Here is a 13,789-nt window from a genome sequence, read left to right on the forward strand (position 1 = left end):
CGACACCCACACTACAACGCTCATAACTGACAATGTCAACTTTTTCACAAAATCATTCCTAATTTCCGCATGCGCTCACTTAGAAATGTGCATCAAGGAACTAGTATTTGAAATATCAAAAGATATTGATGCAAGACTTTCTTCGGCTGCCATTCCCACATCAATAGTAGAGTGGCGTTTGAAGAAGAAATCGGAAACATCAACAACTCCAAAAAATCTTTTAAGCGTCAATATGACAAAAAAAGAAATTGATGACTTAGTATCCGGAAATGTTTATCGAACTAAAGAAGCATTCGCACTAGTTGGTATTGACTTGGCTGTTCAAAAAATCAAATGGGAATCATGGAAAGATTCAATACAAGCAATAGTTACACGAAGAAATAATATCGTCCATCATAACGACGACGCTTCTGACCTATCTCTTGGCGACATTAATATTTATATAAAATCAATAATAGATTATATTGATTTTATAATTCAATCATGCCACAAGCAATATTTTATGGGAATGACAAATATCAATTTAAAAATTGACTAACTGGTTGCTCAATATCGAAAAAACTTCACCACGCTTTCTGACTAACTTGGTCGACATGAACCTCATGGTTTAATCCATCCATTTGACACAAAGAAGGAATAACATGAATAAAATTTTAAAATCTTTTGGCGCAATATTTATCGCACTTATATTTATTTCTGCGATAGCCATGTCAGTAGCATCTTCAAAAATTTCCAAACTGGAAGGCGAAGCAGTTCAGTTTATTAATAGCGAAATTCCACAAATAACCAAAGAATGGGATTCAAATATTCTTTATGAAATTGCAAGTCCAGATTTAAAAGCCAAAGCATCCTCAGAGGATTTGAGTAAACTTTTCAAGATTTTGTCCAGTTTAGGAAAATTAAATAAACTTAATGCTCCAAATGGAAATATAAAAATAAAATTCTTTGGCAAAAACAATTCCTCAAATGCATCCGGCTATTTTGAATGTCAATCTGATTTTGAAAAAGGTCCTGCCGTCATCAAATTAACTTTGGAAAAATATCAGGACCAATGGTTAGTCTCAAGCTTTCACATCAACTCAGTGACATTTTTAGAAATAATAAAACCCCCAGAAAAGCAGTAGTTTTAGAGCGCACTGTACTAACGATTCACCTCGGAAAAGTTAACCCTTCTTCCTAGGCGGCAACCCCGTATGCTGCGTCAGCAACTGCCCCTTCTTGGGTTGCCCCATGCGCTTGGGCGCCGTCGACAAAGACACCGACGACTTGGCCCCCGCACCCGTGCTGTTTTTGCGGCGGGCGCTTTGGTAGCCTTCTTCGGCCAGCGGCTGCCAGCTCGGGATCAAATGGTGTTTGCCGTTGCCGATCAAGTCTGACCGGCCCATGGCTTTCAAGGCTTCGCGCAGCAGGGGCCAGTTGTTGGCGTCGTGGTAGCGCAAAAACGCTTTGTGCAGGCGGCGGCGTTTGTCGCCTTTGACCACGTCCACTTTTTCGCTGTCGCGGGTGATTTTGCGCAGCGGGTTGCGGGTGGAGTGGTACATGGCCGTGGCCGTGGCCATGGGGCTGGGGTAGAAGGTTTGCACCTGGTCGGCACGGAAACCGTTCTTTTTGAGCCAGATGGCCAGGTTCATCATGTCTTCGTCGCTGGTGCCCGGGTGGGCGGCGATGAAGTACGGGATGAGGAACTGCTTTTTGCCCACTTCTTCGCTGTATTTGTCGAACATCGACTTGAAGCGGTCGTAGGTGCCGATGCCCGGCTTCATCATCTTGGAGAGCGGCCCGCCCTCGGTGTGCTCGGGCGCAATCTTGAGATACCCGCCCACATGGTGCTGCACCAGTTCTTTCACGTATTCGGGCGACTGCACGGCCAGGTCGTAACGCAGACCTGAGCCGATCAAGATCTTCTTGATGCCCTTGAGGTTGCGCGCCCGGCGGTACATGTTGATCAGCGGGCCGTGGTCGGTGGTCAGGTTCTGGCAGATGCCGGGGAACACGCAGCTGGGTTTGCGGCAGGCCGATTCAATTTCGGGGCTCTTGCAGCCCAGGCGGTACATATTGGCCGTGGGTCCGCCCAGGTCAGAGATGACGCCCGTAAAGCCTTTGACCTTGTCGCGGATGTCTTCCACCTCGCGGATGACCGATTCTTCGGAGCGGCTTTGGATGATGCGGCCTTCGTGCTCGGTGATGGAGCAAAAGGTGCAGCCACCAAAGCAGCCTCGCATGATGTTGACGCTGAAGCGGATCATTTCCCAAGCGGGGATTTTGGTCGCGTGGTCGTGGCTGCCGTTTTCGTCGGCATAGCGCGGGTGCGGGCTGCGGGCATACGGCAGGTCGAACACATGGTCCATCTCTGCGGTGGTGAGCGGGATGGGCGGTGGTGTGATCCACACGTCGCGGGCGGTGGCCCCCTCCCCGTGCGCTTGCACCAAGCAGCGGGCGTTGCCGGGGTTGGTCTCCAGGTGCAGCACGCGGTTGGCGTGGGCATAGAGCACGGCGTCTTGCTTGACCTGCTCGTAACTGGGCAGGCGGATCACGCTTTTGTCGCGGGGCGGGACTTTGTGGGTGCCTTTGCCGCGCAGGGCCGGGTTGGGCACAAAGGTGAGCGGCTGAATGATGGGCTCAATGATGGGCTGAACAGCGGCTTGCACGGTGCGGGCTTGTGCCACTGCAGCAGACAAGTCGGCTTCGACATTTTTAGCGTTGTGGCCCTCGGCCACTTCCTTGGCCTCTTCCTCACGCGCACAGGTCGCGCCCTGCTCCCGCGCCTGGTCCGAAATCATCAAATACGGGTTGATGTGCGCTTCCACATGGCCGGGCGTGTCCACGCTGGTGGAATCGATCTCGAACCAGCCTTCGGGGGTTTCGCGGCGCACAAAGGCGGTGCCGCGCACATCGGTGATCTGCTGCACAGGCTCACGGGCGGCCAGGCGGTGGGCGATCTCGACAATCGCCCGCTCGGCGTTGCCATACAAAAGCAAGTCGCACTTGCTGTCCACCACCACCGAGCGGCGCACTTTGTCTGACCAGTAGTCGTAATGCGCGATGCGGCGCAGGCTGCCTTCGATACCACCGAGCACGATGGGCACTTCGGGGAAGGCTTCGCGGCAGCGCTGGCTGTAGACGATGGCCGCGCGGTCGGGCCGCTTGCCGCCCACGTCGCCGGGGGTGTAGGCGTCGTCGGTGCGGATTTTGCGGTCCGCCGTGTAGCGGTTGATCATGGAATCCATGTTGCCGCTGGTCACGCCCCAAAACAGGTTGGGTTTTCCCAGAGCCTTGAAGGGGTCGGCGCTGGTCCAGTCGGGCTGGGCGATGATGCCGACCCGAAAACCCTGGTTTTCCAGCATGCGGCCAATGACCGACATGCCAAAGCTGGGGTGGTCCACATAGGCGTCGCCCGTGACGATGATGATGTCGCAGCTGTCCCAGCCCAGTTGGGTCATTTCTTCGCGGCTCATCGGCAAAAACGGGGCCGTGCCAAAACGCTGCGCCCAGTACTTGCGGTAACTGGTCAGCGGTTTGGCGTCACGCGGGAAGAAAGAGACGTCGACAAAGGCGTTCATGGGCGGGCATTCGGGATAACCCGCTAGTGTAGGGGTTTGGGGGTGGGCTCACGGGGCTGGTGGGTATTGTGCTCAGGCAAGGTCCGCCCCATACGCAGGCACATCACCCTTAAAACCAACGCCTCCAGAACGCTGATCGCAGCAAAAGTTGTGCACAGATCAGACAAATCAAGACGCTCAGTCCTGCACTCACAACAAATTTGAGCAGCACAGGCCAATCCAATCCTTGCAGCGCCAAACCCAAACCCACCACGATGGGGGCGTGAATGAGATAAACAGTCATGGCACTTTGACCCATCGCCTTGTAGGCGCCTGACGGGCTGATAAACCGCTGCTGGGCCCATCGCAGCAGTCGCAACAGGACACCCCATGCCACCAAGGGCTCCCAAAATGCATAGACGAACGCCTGCACATTCCAACCACCCACCGCTGGCCCAGCCAACCAAGGGATGAGACTGCCAGAGATAAACACCAAGGGAAGCAGCCAAACCGACCATCGCATCACCCGTCGCCAAGTGCTGGCCGCTGGGGCAGGCACGTCAAACCACCAACGCGACTTTGCGCCCGCAACGCCAGCAATAAACAACAAAACATAACCCGGGAAGTAGCCCAATTGCCAGCCGATCCACCAGGTTTGTCCAACAGGCCAAACCAAGCGGATCAGAAAGGCCGAGGCACCGACCAACAACGCGGCGACCCACATCATGGCCATGGAGGGAAACGGGCGCACACGTTGCAGCCAGGGCACAAACGGCGTGACCATGCAGGTCATCACCCACAAAGCCGCCACAAACCACAGCGGGCCGGATTCAAAGTGCGACTGACGCCACAACGCCATCAGCGTGTCTTGGATGGCGAAGCCTTTGCTTGTGAAAGCCAAAGCGATGGTGAATGGCCCCAGCAAACAGCCAAACACCAGCAGTGGCAGGCCCAAGCGCACGAGCCGGTCCATCAAATACAGGTTTGCCCCCTTGCGAGCGAGGGCCGTCGGCACATAAGCCCCCGCCAGCAAAAAGAACAAGCCCATGAACCAAGCTTGGTTGAACGTGCAAAAGGCGGTCAGCAGCAGCGAAGAAAACGAGTTGTCAGGACTTTTCTCGTGCCAAAACCACGACCCAATGGCGCCGTACATCAAGGCGGTGTGGTGAACCACCACCAGTAGCGCGACCAAGCCCCGCAAAACGTCTACCCACTTATCCCTGGAATCAAGATGGTTCATTGGCATAAAAGAACTAATTTGTGTTCATTTATGCACATCATGACTCATGTCTGGCAACAAAAATGCCCCCAGGTGTTGAAATATTCAGTCTTCTGAGGCTGCTACGAATAGACAAACCCCGCTCTGCCCGCTGATGGCCCAAGTCTTTACTCTAGCCACCCCCGCCCACAACGATATGGGCATCAAAAAATATCGATGCATCTCCTACGTAGAATCGGTCGCAGGACGCGACAAGGTGCTGCGGCAACAGGTTCTGAGGGGCGAGATGGCTTCGGTTTGACTGGATTTGCATGACCCAAACGCTTATGCCTCTGCTAAAAGGTCTTTTTGCGCCCGCTCGATCAGGTCTACAAAGGCTGGGGCGTCGCCCAAGGCTTGGGCGGCCAGCAAGGCCAGCTTGACCAAAAAGAGTTCGGATTTTTCGGGGCCTGCGGCGTCAATGGCCATGGCCAGTTGGTCGTAGGCGGTTTCCAGACCGGCAATGTCCAGACCAGTGTTGGGGTTCATGGGGCTTCTCCGGTGGTGGCTTGGGCAAGGGCAGCGTCCAGGCGCTGGGCATCGAGGTGCAACCAGCGGGCGCAAATGTGCTGGTCGGGGCGCAGCAGGTAAGCCGCGCCGGGGCCGGTTACGCCGTAGCGGCTGTGCACCCTGCCCTGCGCATCGCACAGCGTTTGCAGCCAGGGCGCATTGGCCTGGCTGGGCTGCAGGCCCGCAGGGTCAGCACCTTGGGCGATGCAGGTGACTTGGAGCGGCAAGCCCTTGGCCCGCCATTGGGCCACGCTGGCCAGCACATCGGCGGGCAAGGTGTCGGACGCGCCAAACCACAGCAGGTCAAAGCCGCCACCCAGGTGGTCCAGCAAAAACTGCGTGTCGGTCAGGCGCACATTGAGCGGCGGCGCGCCGTGCGCGGGGCCGTCCTGGAACTGCGCGTTGTCGTCCACACGGCAATTGAGGCTGGAGTGGCTGTAGGCGTGCGGGCGCGAGGTGCGCCAGTGGTAGAGCGGGCGCACAAAGGCTTCAGTGAGCGAGAGCGACAAGACGGCGTCGCGCAGCAAACGAAAGCCGCGTGTGGGCGGGGTCATGAAACGGGTGCTTTTGCCCGCTTCTTCGATGATTTCCCAGGCCGCGCCCACGCGTTCGGTGCTGTAGTTGGCCAGCAAGGCCGAAGAAGCCTGCCCCTGGCACACCAGCCCCAGCCGCCAGGCCAGGGCCTGCGCGTCCTGAAAACCGGTGTTGGCCCCCCGCACACCAAAAATCGGCAGCAAGTGGGCAGCGTCGCCCATGAACAAGGTGCGCCCCACCAGGTAGTCGGGCAAGGTGAGCGTGCGGGCCGAGTAGACCGAGGACCAGTCCATCTCCCAAGGCTTGTCGGCGTGGCCGATCAGGGCCAGTTGGGCGTTGATGCGGGTTTTGAGCGATTCGGGCGACAAGGCTTGCTCGGGCGTTTCGCCCTCGGGCAGTTGGTAGTCCACGCGCCAGATGCCCAGGGGCTCGCGGTGCAGCAGCACGGTGTTGCCGCGGTTCCATTCGGGGTCAAAAAAGGCCAGGCGCTCGGTGGGCAAAGGCAGGTCGATGCGGATGTCGGCAATGACAAAACGGCCTTCGTAGGACGCGCCTTCGAGCTTGAGGTCCAGCATGCTGCGGATGCCCGAGCGGGCCCCGTCCGAGGCGACCAGCCATTCGGTTTGCAAGGTGTAGGGGCCTTCGGGGGTGTCCACTTGCAGTTCGGCGTGGTCGGCATGCTGCTCCAGCGCCGTGACGCGGTTGCCCCAGCGCAGATCGATGAGCGGATGGGCCTCGCAGGCTTCGACCAGGTATTGCTCCAGAAACTGCTGCTGCAGGTTGATCATGGGGCCAAAACGGTCGTTGTCGTCGTGCGGCGCTTCCATGCGGAAGACGCGCTCGCCCCGGTAATACGAGTTGCCAAAGCGCCAGGGCAAGCCGTTTTGCGTGACGCGATCAGCCACACCCACTTGCTGCAGGATTTCCATGGAGCGGCGGGTGAACACGATGGCACGGCTGCCCTCGCACACTTGCAGCTCCGATTCCAGCAACACGCAGGGCACCCCAAAGCGCGCCAGCTCCAAAGCGGCCGTCAGGCCCACCGGACCGCCGCCCGCGATCACCACCGGGTGCAGCGGCTGCGCCGGGTGCTGCGAGGGCAACCAGGGCTGGTGCACGGTGTAGTCGTAATAAATCGAGCGGCGGGGTGCGCTGGCCGGTTGGTGCATGGTGCCTCCAGGGATGGGAACTTCACTGACTCAATGGGGGCCGAGTTTAGACAAGGTCTGCAAGAAAAGACGTCACCTTTTGGGGACAGGCTCCAGGCTCTGCGGGGCCAGCAACCAGGCCACCAAGGCTTTGTGGCCCGCCACGCCCAGCTTGCGGTAAATGCGCTTGGTGTAGGTCTGCGCACTGGCCAGCGTGAGGCCCAGACGCTCGGCCAATTGTTCGGTGCTGAGGCCTTCCAACAATCCACGCACCACATCCAGATCGCGCGGGCTGAGCGCCGGGCCCCGCAGGGCCAGGCGGTCCAGCAGCAAGGCCATCAGATCCACGCTGAGCACCTGCCCGGTGTAGTGCAGGCGCACCGCCTGCACGATCAAAGGGGCCAGGGCCTGCACAGTGGCCAGCTCGGCATCGGTCATGAGGCCGTGTTCCAGCCCCCGGTACAGGTTGACCGACAGCCAGCGCCGGCCCTCGTGCAGCGACAAAATGGCCAGCCGCTCGGCCACACGGGGCCATTCGTAACAAATTTGCCGGTACTCCGGGTGCTCAACAGCGTGTGCGGCTTGCCGGTGCAGCACGATGTGCGGCTGCTGGGGCGATGCCGCGAGAGCCGCCTGGTGGTGCGTTTGCATGGCCTGCTGCGCGCCGTCCAGCCTGTAAAAACGCTGCACATAGGCCTGCGAAATGTCGGGCAAGGCGCGGGTGCGCGCTTGGTCGCCCACAGCCAGGGTGCGTGGCCGCCCTGCCCCCTCAAAGGAAAAAATCGTGCACTGCGCCATGGGCACCCAAGCGGCCAGCAAACGCAAGATCTCCTCGGCCACGGCGTGGCGGTCGGACGCGCCCAACTTGCCCATCAAAGCCGCCACCTGCCAAAGTGGCACATCGGGCGAGGCCCCAGGGTTAGCCGGGCAAACCCAATGGCCCGCTGGCGCGGGCACGGGGGAGCAGTCTGGACAGGTCATGGGCCGATGTTAGCCGGGGCGGTGCGGCGGCAGTGAGCGCCGGTTTTCAGGCATCAGAACACCTCGTCAGAACGCAAGGCCCTTGGGGTATTCTTGGCCGATGCCTTTTTCTCTTGCCTGCCCTGCCCACCACGAACTGGTCATCAAAAAAAGCCGATTCATTGCCTGTGTCGAGTCGGTCGCCGGTCGCGACGAGGCGCAGGCCCGGGTGGCGCAGCTCAAGGCCGAGCACCCCGATGCGGCCCATGTGTGCTGGGCGCTGCTGGCCGGTGGCCAGTCGGCGGCCAACGACGACGGCGAGCCCGGTGGCACGGCTGGACGCCCCATGCTGGAGGTGTTGCGCCACCAGGACCTGCAGGGCGTGATGGCCTCGGTGGTGCGTTACTTTGGCGGCGTCAAGCTGGGCGCGGGCGGGCTGGTGCGGGCCTACACCGATGCGGTGGCGCAAGCCTTGCTCAGCGCCGAAAAAGTCCCGCTGATCGTGCAGACGTCGCTGGCCTGCAGCGTCCCTTATGCCCTCGAGGGCCTGGTGCGGCGCGAAATCGAGCTGGCCCAGGCGCAGCTGCTGGAAGTGGCCCATGGCAGCGTGGTCACTTTGCGCTTTGCCCTGCCCCAAACGCAGGCGGCGGCCTTGATGGCTCGGCTGAGCGAGAGTGGTCGGGGGCAGCTGGTGTGGCTGGACGGTGACACCTGTGTTTGAGCCCGCACAGGGATAATCGGAAACATGTCAGAACTCCAGCCCCTGCAGCGACCGCGCTCCAAAACCGATCTCTTTGCGTCCTTCACCGTTTTGGCCCTGCAAGGCTTTGGCGGCGTGTTGGCCGTGGTGCAGCGCGAGTTGGTCGAGAAAAAACGCTGGATGACGCGCGAGCAATTTGTCGAAGACTGGGCGGTCGCGCAGATCATGCCCGGCCCCAATGTGATCAACCTGGCCCTGATGATTGGCGGGCGCTATTTCGGGCTGGGCGGCGCGCTGGCGGGCGTTGCGGGCATGTTGGCCGCGCCGATGGTGGTGGTGCTCTTGCTGGCCGTGGCGTTTGGGGGCGTGTCTGACGCGGCCTGGGCCCAAGGTGCCTTGCGCGGCATGGGAGCGGTCTCTGCGGGGCTGATTGCTGCGGTGGGACTCAAATTGATGTCCGCCTTGCGCAACAACCCCATGGGCATGCCGATGTGCATTGGCTTGGCCTGTGCCAGCTTCACAGGTGTGGGCTTGCTGCGTTGGCCTTTGGCCTCTGTGCTTTTGGGCACAGGTCTGGTGGCCTGCAGTTGGGCCTATTGGCAACTGGCCAAGCAAGCTGCAAATGCCGGAGGTCGTCCATGAACCCGGTGCTTGAGCTGAGCACCAGTGACTGGCTCAGCCTGTTCAACCACTTTGCTTCGCTGTCCCTGCTCGCTGTGGGAGGGGCGATCACCGTGGCACCAGACATGCACCGCTTTTTGGTGGAAGAAAAACTTTGGCTCAGTGAATCGCAGTTCACCTCGTCCATCGCGCTGGCCCAAGCCGCACCTGGCCCCAACATCCTGTTTGTGGCCCTGATGGGCTTCAACGTGGGCATGAATGCCGGAGCTGGTCTGGGCGGTGGCTGGATGAGTGTCGGGCTGGCCAGCTTGGGCTTGGTGCTCACTTTGATGGGCATCATGCTGCCCTCTTCGGTGCTGACCTATACCGCCACACGTTGGGCGCACCAGCACCGCGACAAGCTGGGGATTCGGGCTTTCAAATCGGGCATGGCGCCGATTGTGATTGCCCTGCTGTTGTCGACCTCGTGGTTGCTCACGCTCGCCCACGACCAGCCCGCGCAGGACTGGCCCTTGTATGTGCTGACGGCCCTGACCGCACTGGTGGTCTGGCGCACCCAGGTGCACATGCTCTGGCTCATTGGACTGGGCGCCCTGCTGGGCGGCTTGGGCTGGGTCTAGCGCAAATCAGCGCGGGCTCTCGAAGAACACCGTGTTCGAGTAATCGCTGACCTCGAAATAGACTTTTTTCTCGCCCGCGTCGACCTCGAAATTGAAGTTCTCGTCAAGCACGCCGTAACCGTAGCGGTAAGCGCGTGGGGCTTTGTCATCGGTGCCAAACGCGGTGCTGACTTTGTCCACCTTGATGAATCGGCGCACCAGCTTGTCGCCCGCATACACCTCCATGACACCGTTGGTGCCGGTCCAGTTCTGGATGCTGCGGCTGATTTTGTTTTGCTGCTCTTGAGTGCAAGCGGCCAGCAGGCTGGCAGCGCCCAGAACAAGGATCAAGGCAACTCGGGTCGTGTTTTTGGACATGGGGTACTCCCTTTTTTGAATGCTTGGATGCGGCGCAAGCCGCTCAGCTGCGTTGGCGCAAGGCTTCGTAAAGACACACGCCACTGGCCACGGACACGTTCAGGCTCTCCACGGCGCCGCGCATGGGGATGCTGACCAGCTCATCGCAGTTTTTGCGCGTCAACTGGCGCATGCCGTCACCTTCAGCGCCCAAGACCAAGGCGGTGGGCACTTTGAGGTCGGCTTGGTAAATGCTGCGTGGTGCATCACCGCTGGTGCCAATCACCCAGATGCTGCGTTCCTTGAGCTCGCCCAAGGTGCGCGCCAGGTTGGTGACCATGAAATAAGGCATGGTCTCGGCCGCGCCGCTGGCCACTTTGGCCACGGTGGCGTTGATGCCGGCCGCATGGTCTTTGGGGGCAATCACGGCGTGTGCGCCCGCACCATCGGCCACGCGCAGGCAAGCGCCCAGGTTGTGCGGATCGGTCACGCCGTCCAGCACCAAAAGCAAAGGCGGGCCTTGCACCGTATCAAGAAGGTCATCCAGCGAATGATTTTGTGGCAAGGGTGCCACTACGGCCACCACGCCCTGGTGGCCGTGGCCACCGGCCAGCTTGGCCAGACGTTCGTTGTCCGACTCGATCATGCGCATGCCCGAGTCGCGGGCCTTGTCGATGAACTGCCGCATGCGGGCGTCGCGGCGCGTGACCTCGTAATGGATTTCGACAACGGATTGGGGGGCGATCTTGAGGCGAACGCCCACGGCATGAAAGCCGAACAGCACTTTATGGGATGACATGCCGGGATTATCGTTGGTCCCACCACCCTGGCCGATCCAAGAGTTAAACGATAGGCATTATTTGTAAGAGCCCACCCCTGTGGGCGAGGGGCATGGAACAGGCCCTGCAAACCATCGCCCACAGAGGTGGGCTCCTACAGGAAAAACGACCGACCTATGGCTGAGCGGTCGCCTCGCTCAAACGCCCGGCCTGAATCACCAGGCTGCGCTCACAACGCGCGGCCAACTGCCGGTCGTGCGTGACCAAGACCAAGGTGGTGCCCTGCTCGCGGTTGAGCGCGAACATCAGGTCCATGATGGCCTCGCCCGTGGCGTGGTCCAGGCTGCCAGTGGGCTCGTCGGCCAAGAGCAGATCGGGCTGCACCACAAAAGCACGGGCCAGGGCCACGCGCTGCTGCTCACCACCCGACAAGACTTTGGGCAAATGTTTGAGGCGCTCGCCCAGGCCCACGCGCTGCAGCATGGCCGTGGCGGTGCTGCGGGCATCCGGCCGATCGGCCAGCTCCAGGGGCAACATGACGTTTTCGAGGGCCGTGAGGTTGGGCATGAGCTGAAAGCTCTGGAACACAAAACCCACATGCTGGGCCCGCACGGCGGCGCGTTGGTCTTCGGTCAAATCGAACAGCGACTGCCCCGCCAGCACCACCTGCCCGCTGCTGGGCGTGTCCAGGCCCGCGAGGATGGCGAGCAAGGTGCTTTTGCCCGAGCCAGAAGCACCGACAATGGCGGCTGTTTCCCCGGCGTTCAATGAGAAATCGATATCGCGCAAAATGTCCAGCTGCCCACTGGCATCTTGCACACTTTTGGAAACGCCACGCACGGCAATGATGGATTCAGGCATGCACAAACCTTTGTTGAGACGACGTCACTTTAACTGGACCCTGCTGGCCCTTGTCGGCTGGGGCTTTGCCGCGTCGGTCCACGCCACTTCGGGCCAGCGCATTTTGGTGCTGGGCGACTCCTTGAGCGCCGAGTACGGCCTGGCCCGGGGCACAGGTTGGGTGGCTTTGTTGCAAAAACAATTGGACAAAGAAAAGCCCGGTGCCCAAGTGATCAACGCGAGCATCAGCGGCGACACCACCTCGGGCGGGCGCTCGCGCCTGCCCGCTTTGCTTAAACGCCACCAACCCAGCCATGTGGTGATTGAGCTGGGTGGCAACGACGCGCTGCGCGGCCTGCCCATGAACATGACACAAGGCAATTTGCTGGCCATGACGCAACAAGCCCAAGCGGCCGGGGCCAAGGTGCTGCTGCTGGGCATGCAAATGTCGCCCAACTACGGCCCAGAGATGGCCCGCCAGTTTGAAGCGGCTTATGCCCAAGTGGCCAAAAGCCAAAAGGCGGCGCTGGTGCCCTTCTTTTTGAAAGGCGTGGGCGACGACCCCGAGCCGCTCAAATGGTTTCAGGCCGACCGCATCCACCCCAATGAAGCCGCGCAGCCGCGCATGCTGGCCAACGTCTGGCCCACCTTGAAGAAACAACTGAAATGAGCCTTCACCTGATCTCGGCCTCGGATGCCATGGCCCAACTGGACCAGTTTGATGCCATCCTCGACGCCCGCTCGGAAGGCGAACACGCCGAAGACCACTTGCCCGGTGCCCTGAGCTGGCCGTCGCTCAACAACGAAGAGCGCATCAAGGTGGGCACGCTGTACAAGCAGGTCAACCCCTTCGAGGCGCAAAAAGTGGGCGCGGCGCTGGTGGCCAAAAACATCGCCCGCCACATCGAGACCCAGGTGATGGACAAGCCCAAAAACTGGCAGCCACTGGTGTACTGCTGGCGCGGGGGCAAGCGCAGCAACTCGCTGGCGCTGATCCTGGGGCAAATTGGTTTCAAAGTGCACCTGATCGAGGGCGGCTACAAAGCCTTTCGCAAAGAGGTGATGGAAGACACCCCCCGCCAGGCGCAGCGCCTGCAGTTCAAGGTGCTGTGCGGGCCCACCGGTTCGGGCAAAACGCGCTTGCTGCAAGCGCTGGCGCAAGAAGGCGCGCAGGTGCTGGACCTGGAAGCCATTGCCTGCCACCGCAGCTCGGTGCTGGGCCTGATCCCGGGCACGCCGCAGCCCACGCAAAAGGCATTTGACACGCAGGTGTGGGATGCCCTGCGTGGCTTCAGTGCCGATCGTCCGGTGTTTGTGGAAGCCGAAAGCAAAAAGGTGGGGAATCTGGCGGTGCCTGACGCGCTGATGGCCGCCATGCGGGCCAGCCCTTGCCTGCGGGTGGACCTGTCGCTTCAGAATCGGGTGAATTTGCTGCTGGAAGACTACGCGTTCTTCACGCAAGACCGCGACTTGTTTGCCGACCGCTTGGAGCGCCTGACGGCCCTGCGCGGCAAGGCCGTGGTGCAAGGCTGGCAAGAACGCATCGAGCGGGGGGAAATGCGTGAGGTGGTGACCGAATTGCTCTCAGGCCATTACGACCCGGGCTACGAGACCTCCACCGGCCACAACTTTGTGCATTACGCCCAAGCCCCGCTGGTCACCCCAGCGAGCCACAGCATGGCGGACATGCTGGTGTTGGCGCGTGAGCTGGTTCAAGCCCCTTGATCGATCAAACAGGTGCGTCAGGCCGCTGGCGCAGGAGGCACTGCCTCACCAGGCGCTGCAGTGTCGGCATCGCCCTCTTGGCCCTCGATTTCAGAGCCGTCTTCCGCCAACAGGCCCGACTTGCGGTCGGACTTGGCTTTGAGCTTGTCTTCTTTTTTGCGTTTCTTGGCCAGTTCTTTCTGGCGTTTTTCGAATCCGTAGTTGGGTGTGGCCAAGATG

General features: G+C 60.1%; 16 protein-coding genes. 7 read left to right on the forward strand and 9 right to left on the reverse strand.

Annotated elements, in window-relative coordinates; all coding sequences use genetic code 11:
• Both QZ190_RS02905 and QZ190_RS02910 read left to right on the forward strand, forming a co-directional pair.
• On the forward strand, nt 1–538 hold a 538-nt coding region (locus QZ190_RS02905; protein WP_291913289.1), incomplete at its 5' end, for a HEPN domain-containing protein.
• Nucleotides 539–641: 103 nt separating this feature from the next.
• On the forward strand, nt 642–1,124 hold the full coding sequence (locus QZ190_RS02910) for a hypothetical protein (protein WP_291913291.1): 483 nt from the start codon (nt 642–644) through the stop codon (nt 1,122–1,124).
• Between the two features lie 39 nt (nt 1,125–1,163).
• Here QZ190_RS02910 and QZ190_RS02915 read toward each other — a convergent pair whose 3' ends face one another.
• From QZ190_RS02915 to QZ190_RS02935, 5 genes are all read right to left on the reverse strand, one after another.
• Nucleotides 1,164–3,560 carry a YgiQ family radical SAM protein gene (locus QZ190_RS02915; protein WP_291913293.1) on the reverse strand — a complete coding sequence of 799 codons (2,397 nt, stop codon included), beginning with the start codon at nt 3,558–3,560 and terminating at the stop codon, nt 1,164–1,166.
• A 109-nt stretch (nt 3,561–3,669) separates the two neighbouring features.
• A complete protein-coding gene (locus tag QZ190_RS02920) occupies nt 3,670–4,785 on the reverse strand; it encodes an acyltransferase (RefSeq protein ID WP_367114220.1) in 1,116 nt (371 codons plus the stop codon).
• 297 nt (nt 4,786–5,082) lie between these two features.
• Nucleotides 5,083–5,286 (reverse strand): DUF2783 domain-containing protein, encoded by a 204-nt coding sequence (locus QZ190_RS02925; RefSeq protein WP_291913297.1) that lies wholly within the window; start codon nt 5,284–5,286, stop codon nt 5,083–5,085.
• Entirely contained in the window at nt 5,283–7,010 is a 1,728-nt protein-coding gene (locus QZ190_RS02930) for an FAD-dependent monooxygenase (RefSeq protein WP_291913298.1), read from the reverse strand. Before QZ190_RS02930 ends, QZ190_RS02925 begins: the two co-directional genes overlap by 4 nt.
• A 72-nt stretch (nt 7,011–7,082) precedes the next feature.
• Complete coding sequence (locus QZ190_RS02935; RefSeq protein ID WP_291913300.1) at nt 7,083–7,970, reverse strand: LuxR C-terminal-related transcriptional regulator; 888 nt, start codon at nt 7,968–7,970, stop codon at nt 7,083–7,085.
• Between the two features lie 100 nt (nt 7,971–8,070).
• Between QZ190_RS02935 and QZ190_RS02940 the strand changes: the two genes are divergently transcribed.
• From QZ190_RS02940 to QZ190_RS02950, 3 genes are read left to right on the forward strand one after another with little or no spacing between them, the layout of a single operon-like run.
• On the forward strand, nt 8,071–8,670 hold the full coding sequence (locus QZ190_RS02940; protein WP_291913302.1) for a YigZ family protein: 600 nt from the start codon (nt 8,071–8,073) through the stop codon (nt 8,668–8,670).
• 24 nt (nt 8,671–8,694) lie between these two features.
• Nucleotides 8,695–9,291, forward strand: a complete 597-nt coding sequence (locus QZ190_RS02945) for a chromate transporter (RefSeq protein ID WP_291913305.1) — start codon at nt 8,695–8,697, stop codon at nt 9,289–9,291.
• A complete protein-coding gene (locus QZ190_RS02950; protein ID WP_291913306.1) occupies nt 9,288–9,890 on the forward strand; it encodes a chromate transporter in 603 nt (200 codons plus the stop codon). The genes QZ190_RS02945 and QZ190_RS02950 overlap by 4 nt, the downstream gene beginning before the upstream one ends.
• Nucleotides 9,891–9,896: 6 nt before the next feature.
• Here QZ190_RS02950 and QZ190_RS02955 read toward each other — a convergent pair whose 3' ends face one another.
• From QZ190_RS02955 to QZ190_RS02965, 3 genes are all read right to left on the reverse strand, one after another.
• Nucleotides 9,897–10,247: a hypothetical protein gene (locus QZ190_RS02955; RefSeq protein ID WP_291913308.1), complete on the reverse strand. Its 351-nt coding sequence runs from the start codon at nt 10,245–10,247 to the stop codon at nt 9,897–9,899.
• Between the two features lie 43 nt (nt 10,248–10,290).
• Nucleotides 10,291–11,025 carry a 23S rRNA (guanosine(2251)-2'-O)-methyltransferase RlmB gene (rlmB, locus tag QZ190_RS02960; protein WP_089960603.1) on the reverse strand — a complete coding sequence of 245 codons (735 nt, stop codon included), beginning with the start codon at nt 11,023–11,025 and terminating at the stop codon, nt 10,291–10,293.
• Between the two features lie 154 nt (nt 11,026–11,179).
• Nucleotides 11,180–11,866, reverse strand: coding sequence for an ABC transporter ATP-binding protein (locus QZ190_RS02965; RefSeq protein WP_291913311.1), 687 nt, complete (start codon nt 11,864–11,866; stop codon nt 11,180–11,182).
• Here QZ190_RS02965 and QZ190_RS02970 point away from each other — a divergent pair.
• Both QZ190_RS02970 and mnmH read left to right on the forward strand, forming a co-directional pair.
• Nucleotides 11,865–12,515 carry an arylesterase gene (locus tag QZ190_RS02970; protein ID WP_291913312.1) on the forward strand — a complete coding sequence of 217 codons (651 nt, stop codon included), beginning with the start codon at nt 11,865–11,867 and terminating at the stop codon, nt 12,513–12,515. The two genes, QZ190_RS02965 and QZ190_RS02970, sit on opposite strands and share 2 nt — an antisense overlap.
• A complete protein-coding gene (gene mnmH / locus QZ190_RS02975; protein WP_291913314.1) occupies nt 12,512–13,570 on the forward strand; it encodes a tRNA 2-selenouridine(34) synthase MnmH in 1,059 nt (352 codons plus the stop codon). Before QZ190_RS02970 ends, mnmH begins: the two co-directional genes overlap by 4 nt.
• A 17-nt stretch (nt 13,571–13,587) precedes the next feature.
• Here mnmH and QZ190_RS02980 read toward each other — a convergent pair whose 3' ends face one another.
• A complete protein-coding gene (locus QZ190_RS02980) occupies nt 13,588–13,785 on the reverse strand; it encodes a hypothetical protein (RefSeq protein WP_291913316.1) in 198 nt (65 codons plus the stop codon).
• Nucleotides 13,786–13,789 lie beyond the last annotated feature (4 nt).

Origin of the sequence: Limnohabitans sp. (genome assembly GCF_017848645.1) — a bacterium.
Lineage (GTDB): Bacteria > Pseudomonadota > Gammaproteobacteria > Burkholderiales > Burkholderiaceae_C > Limnohabitans_A.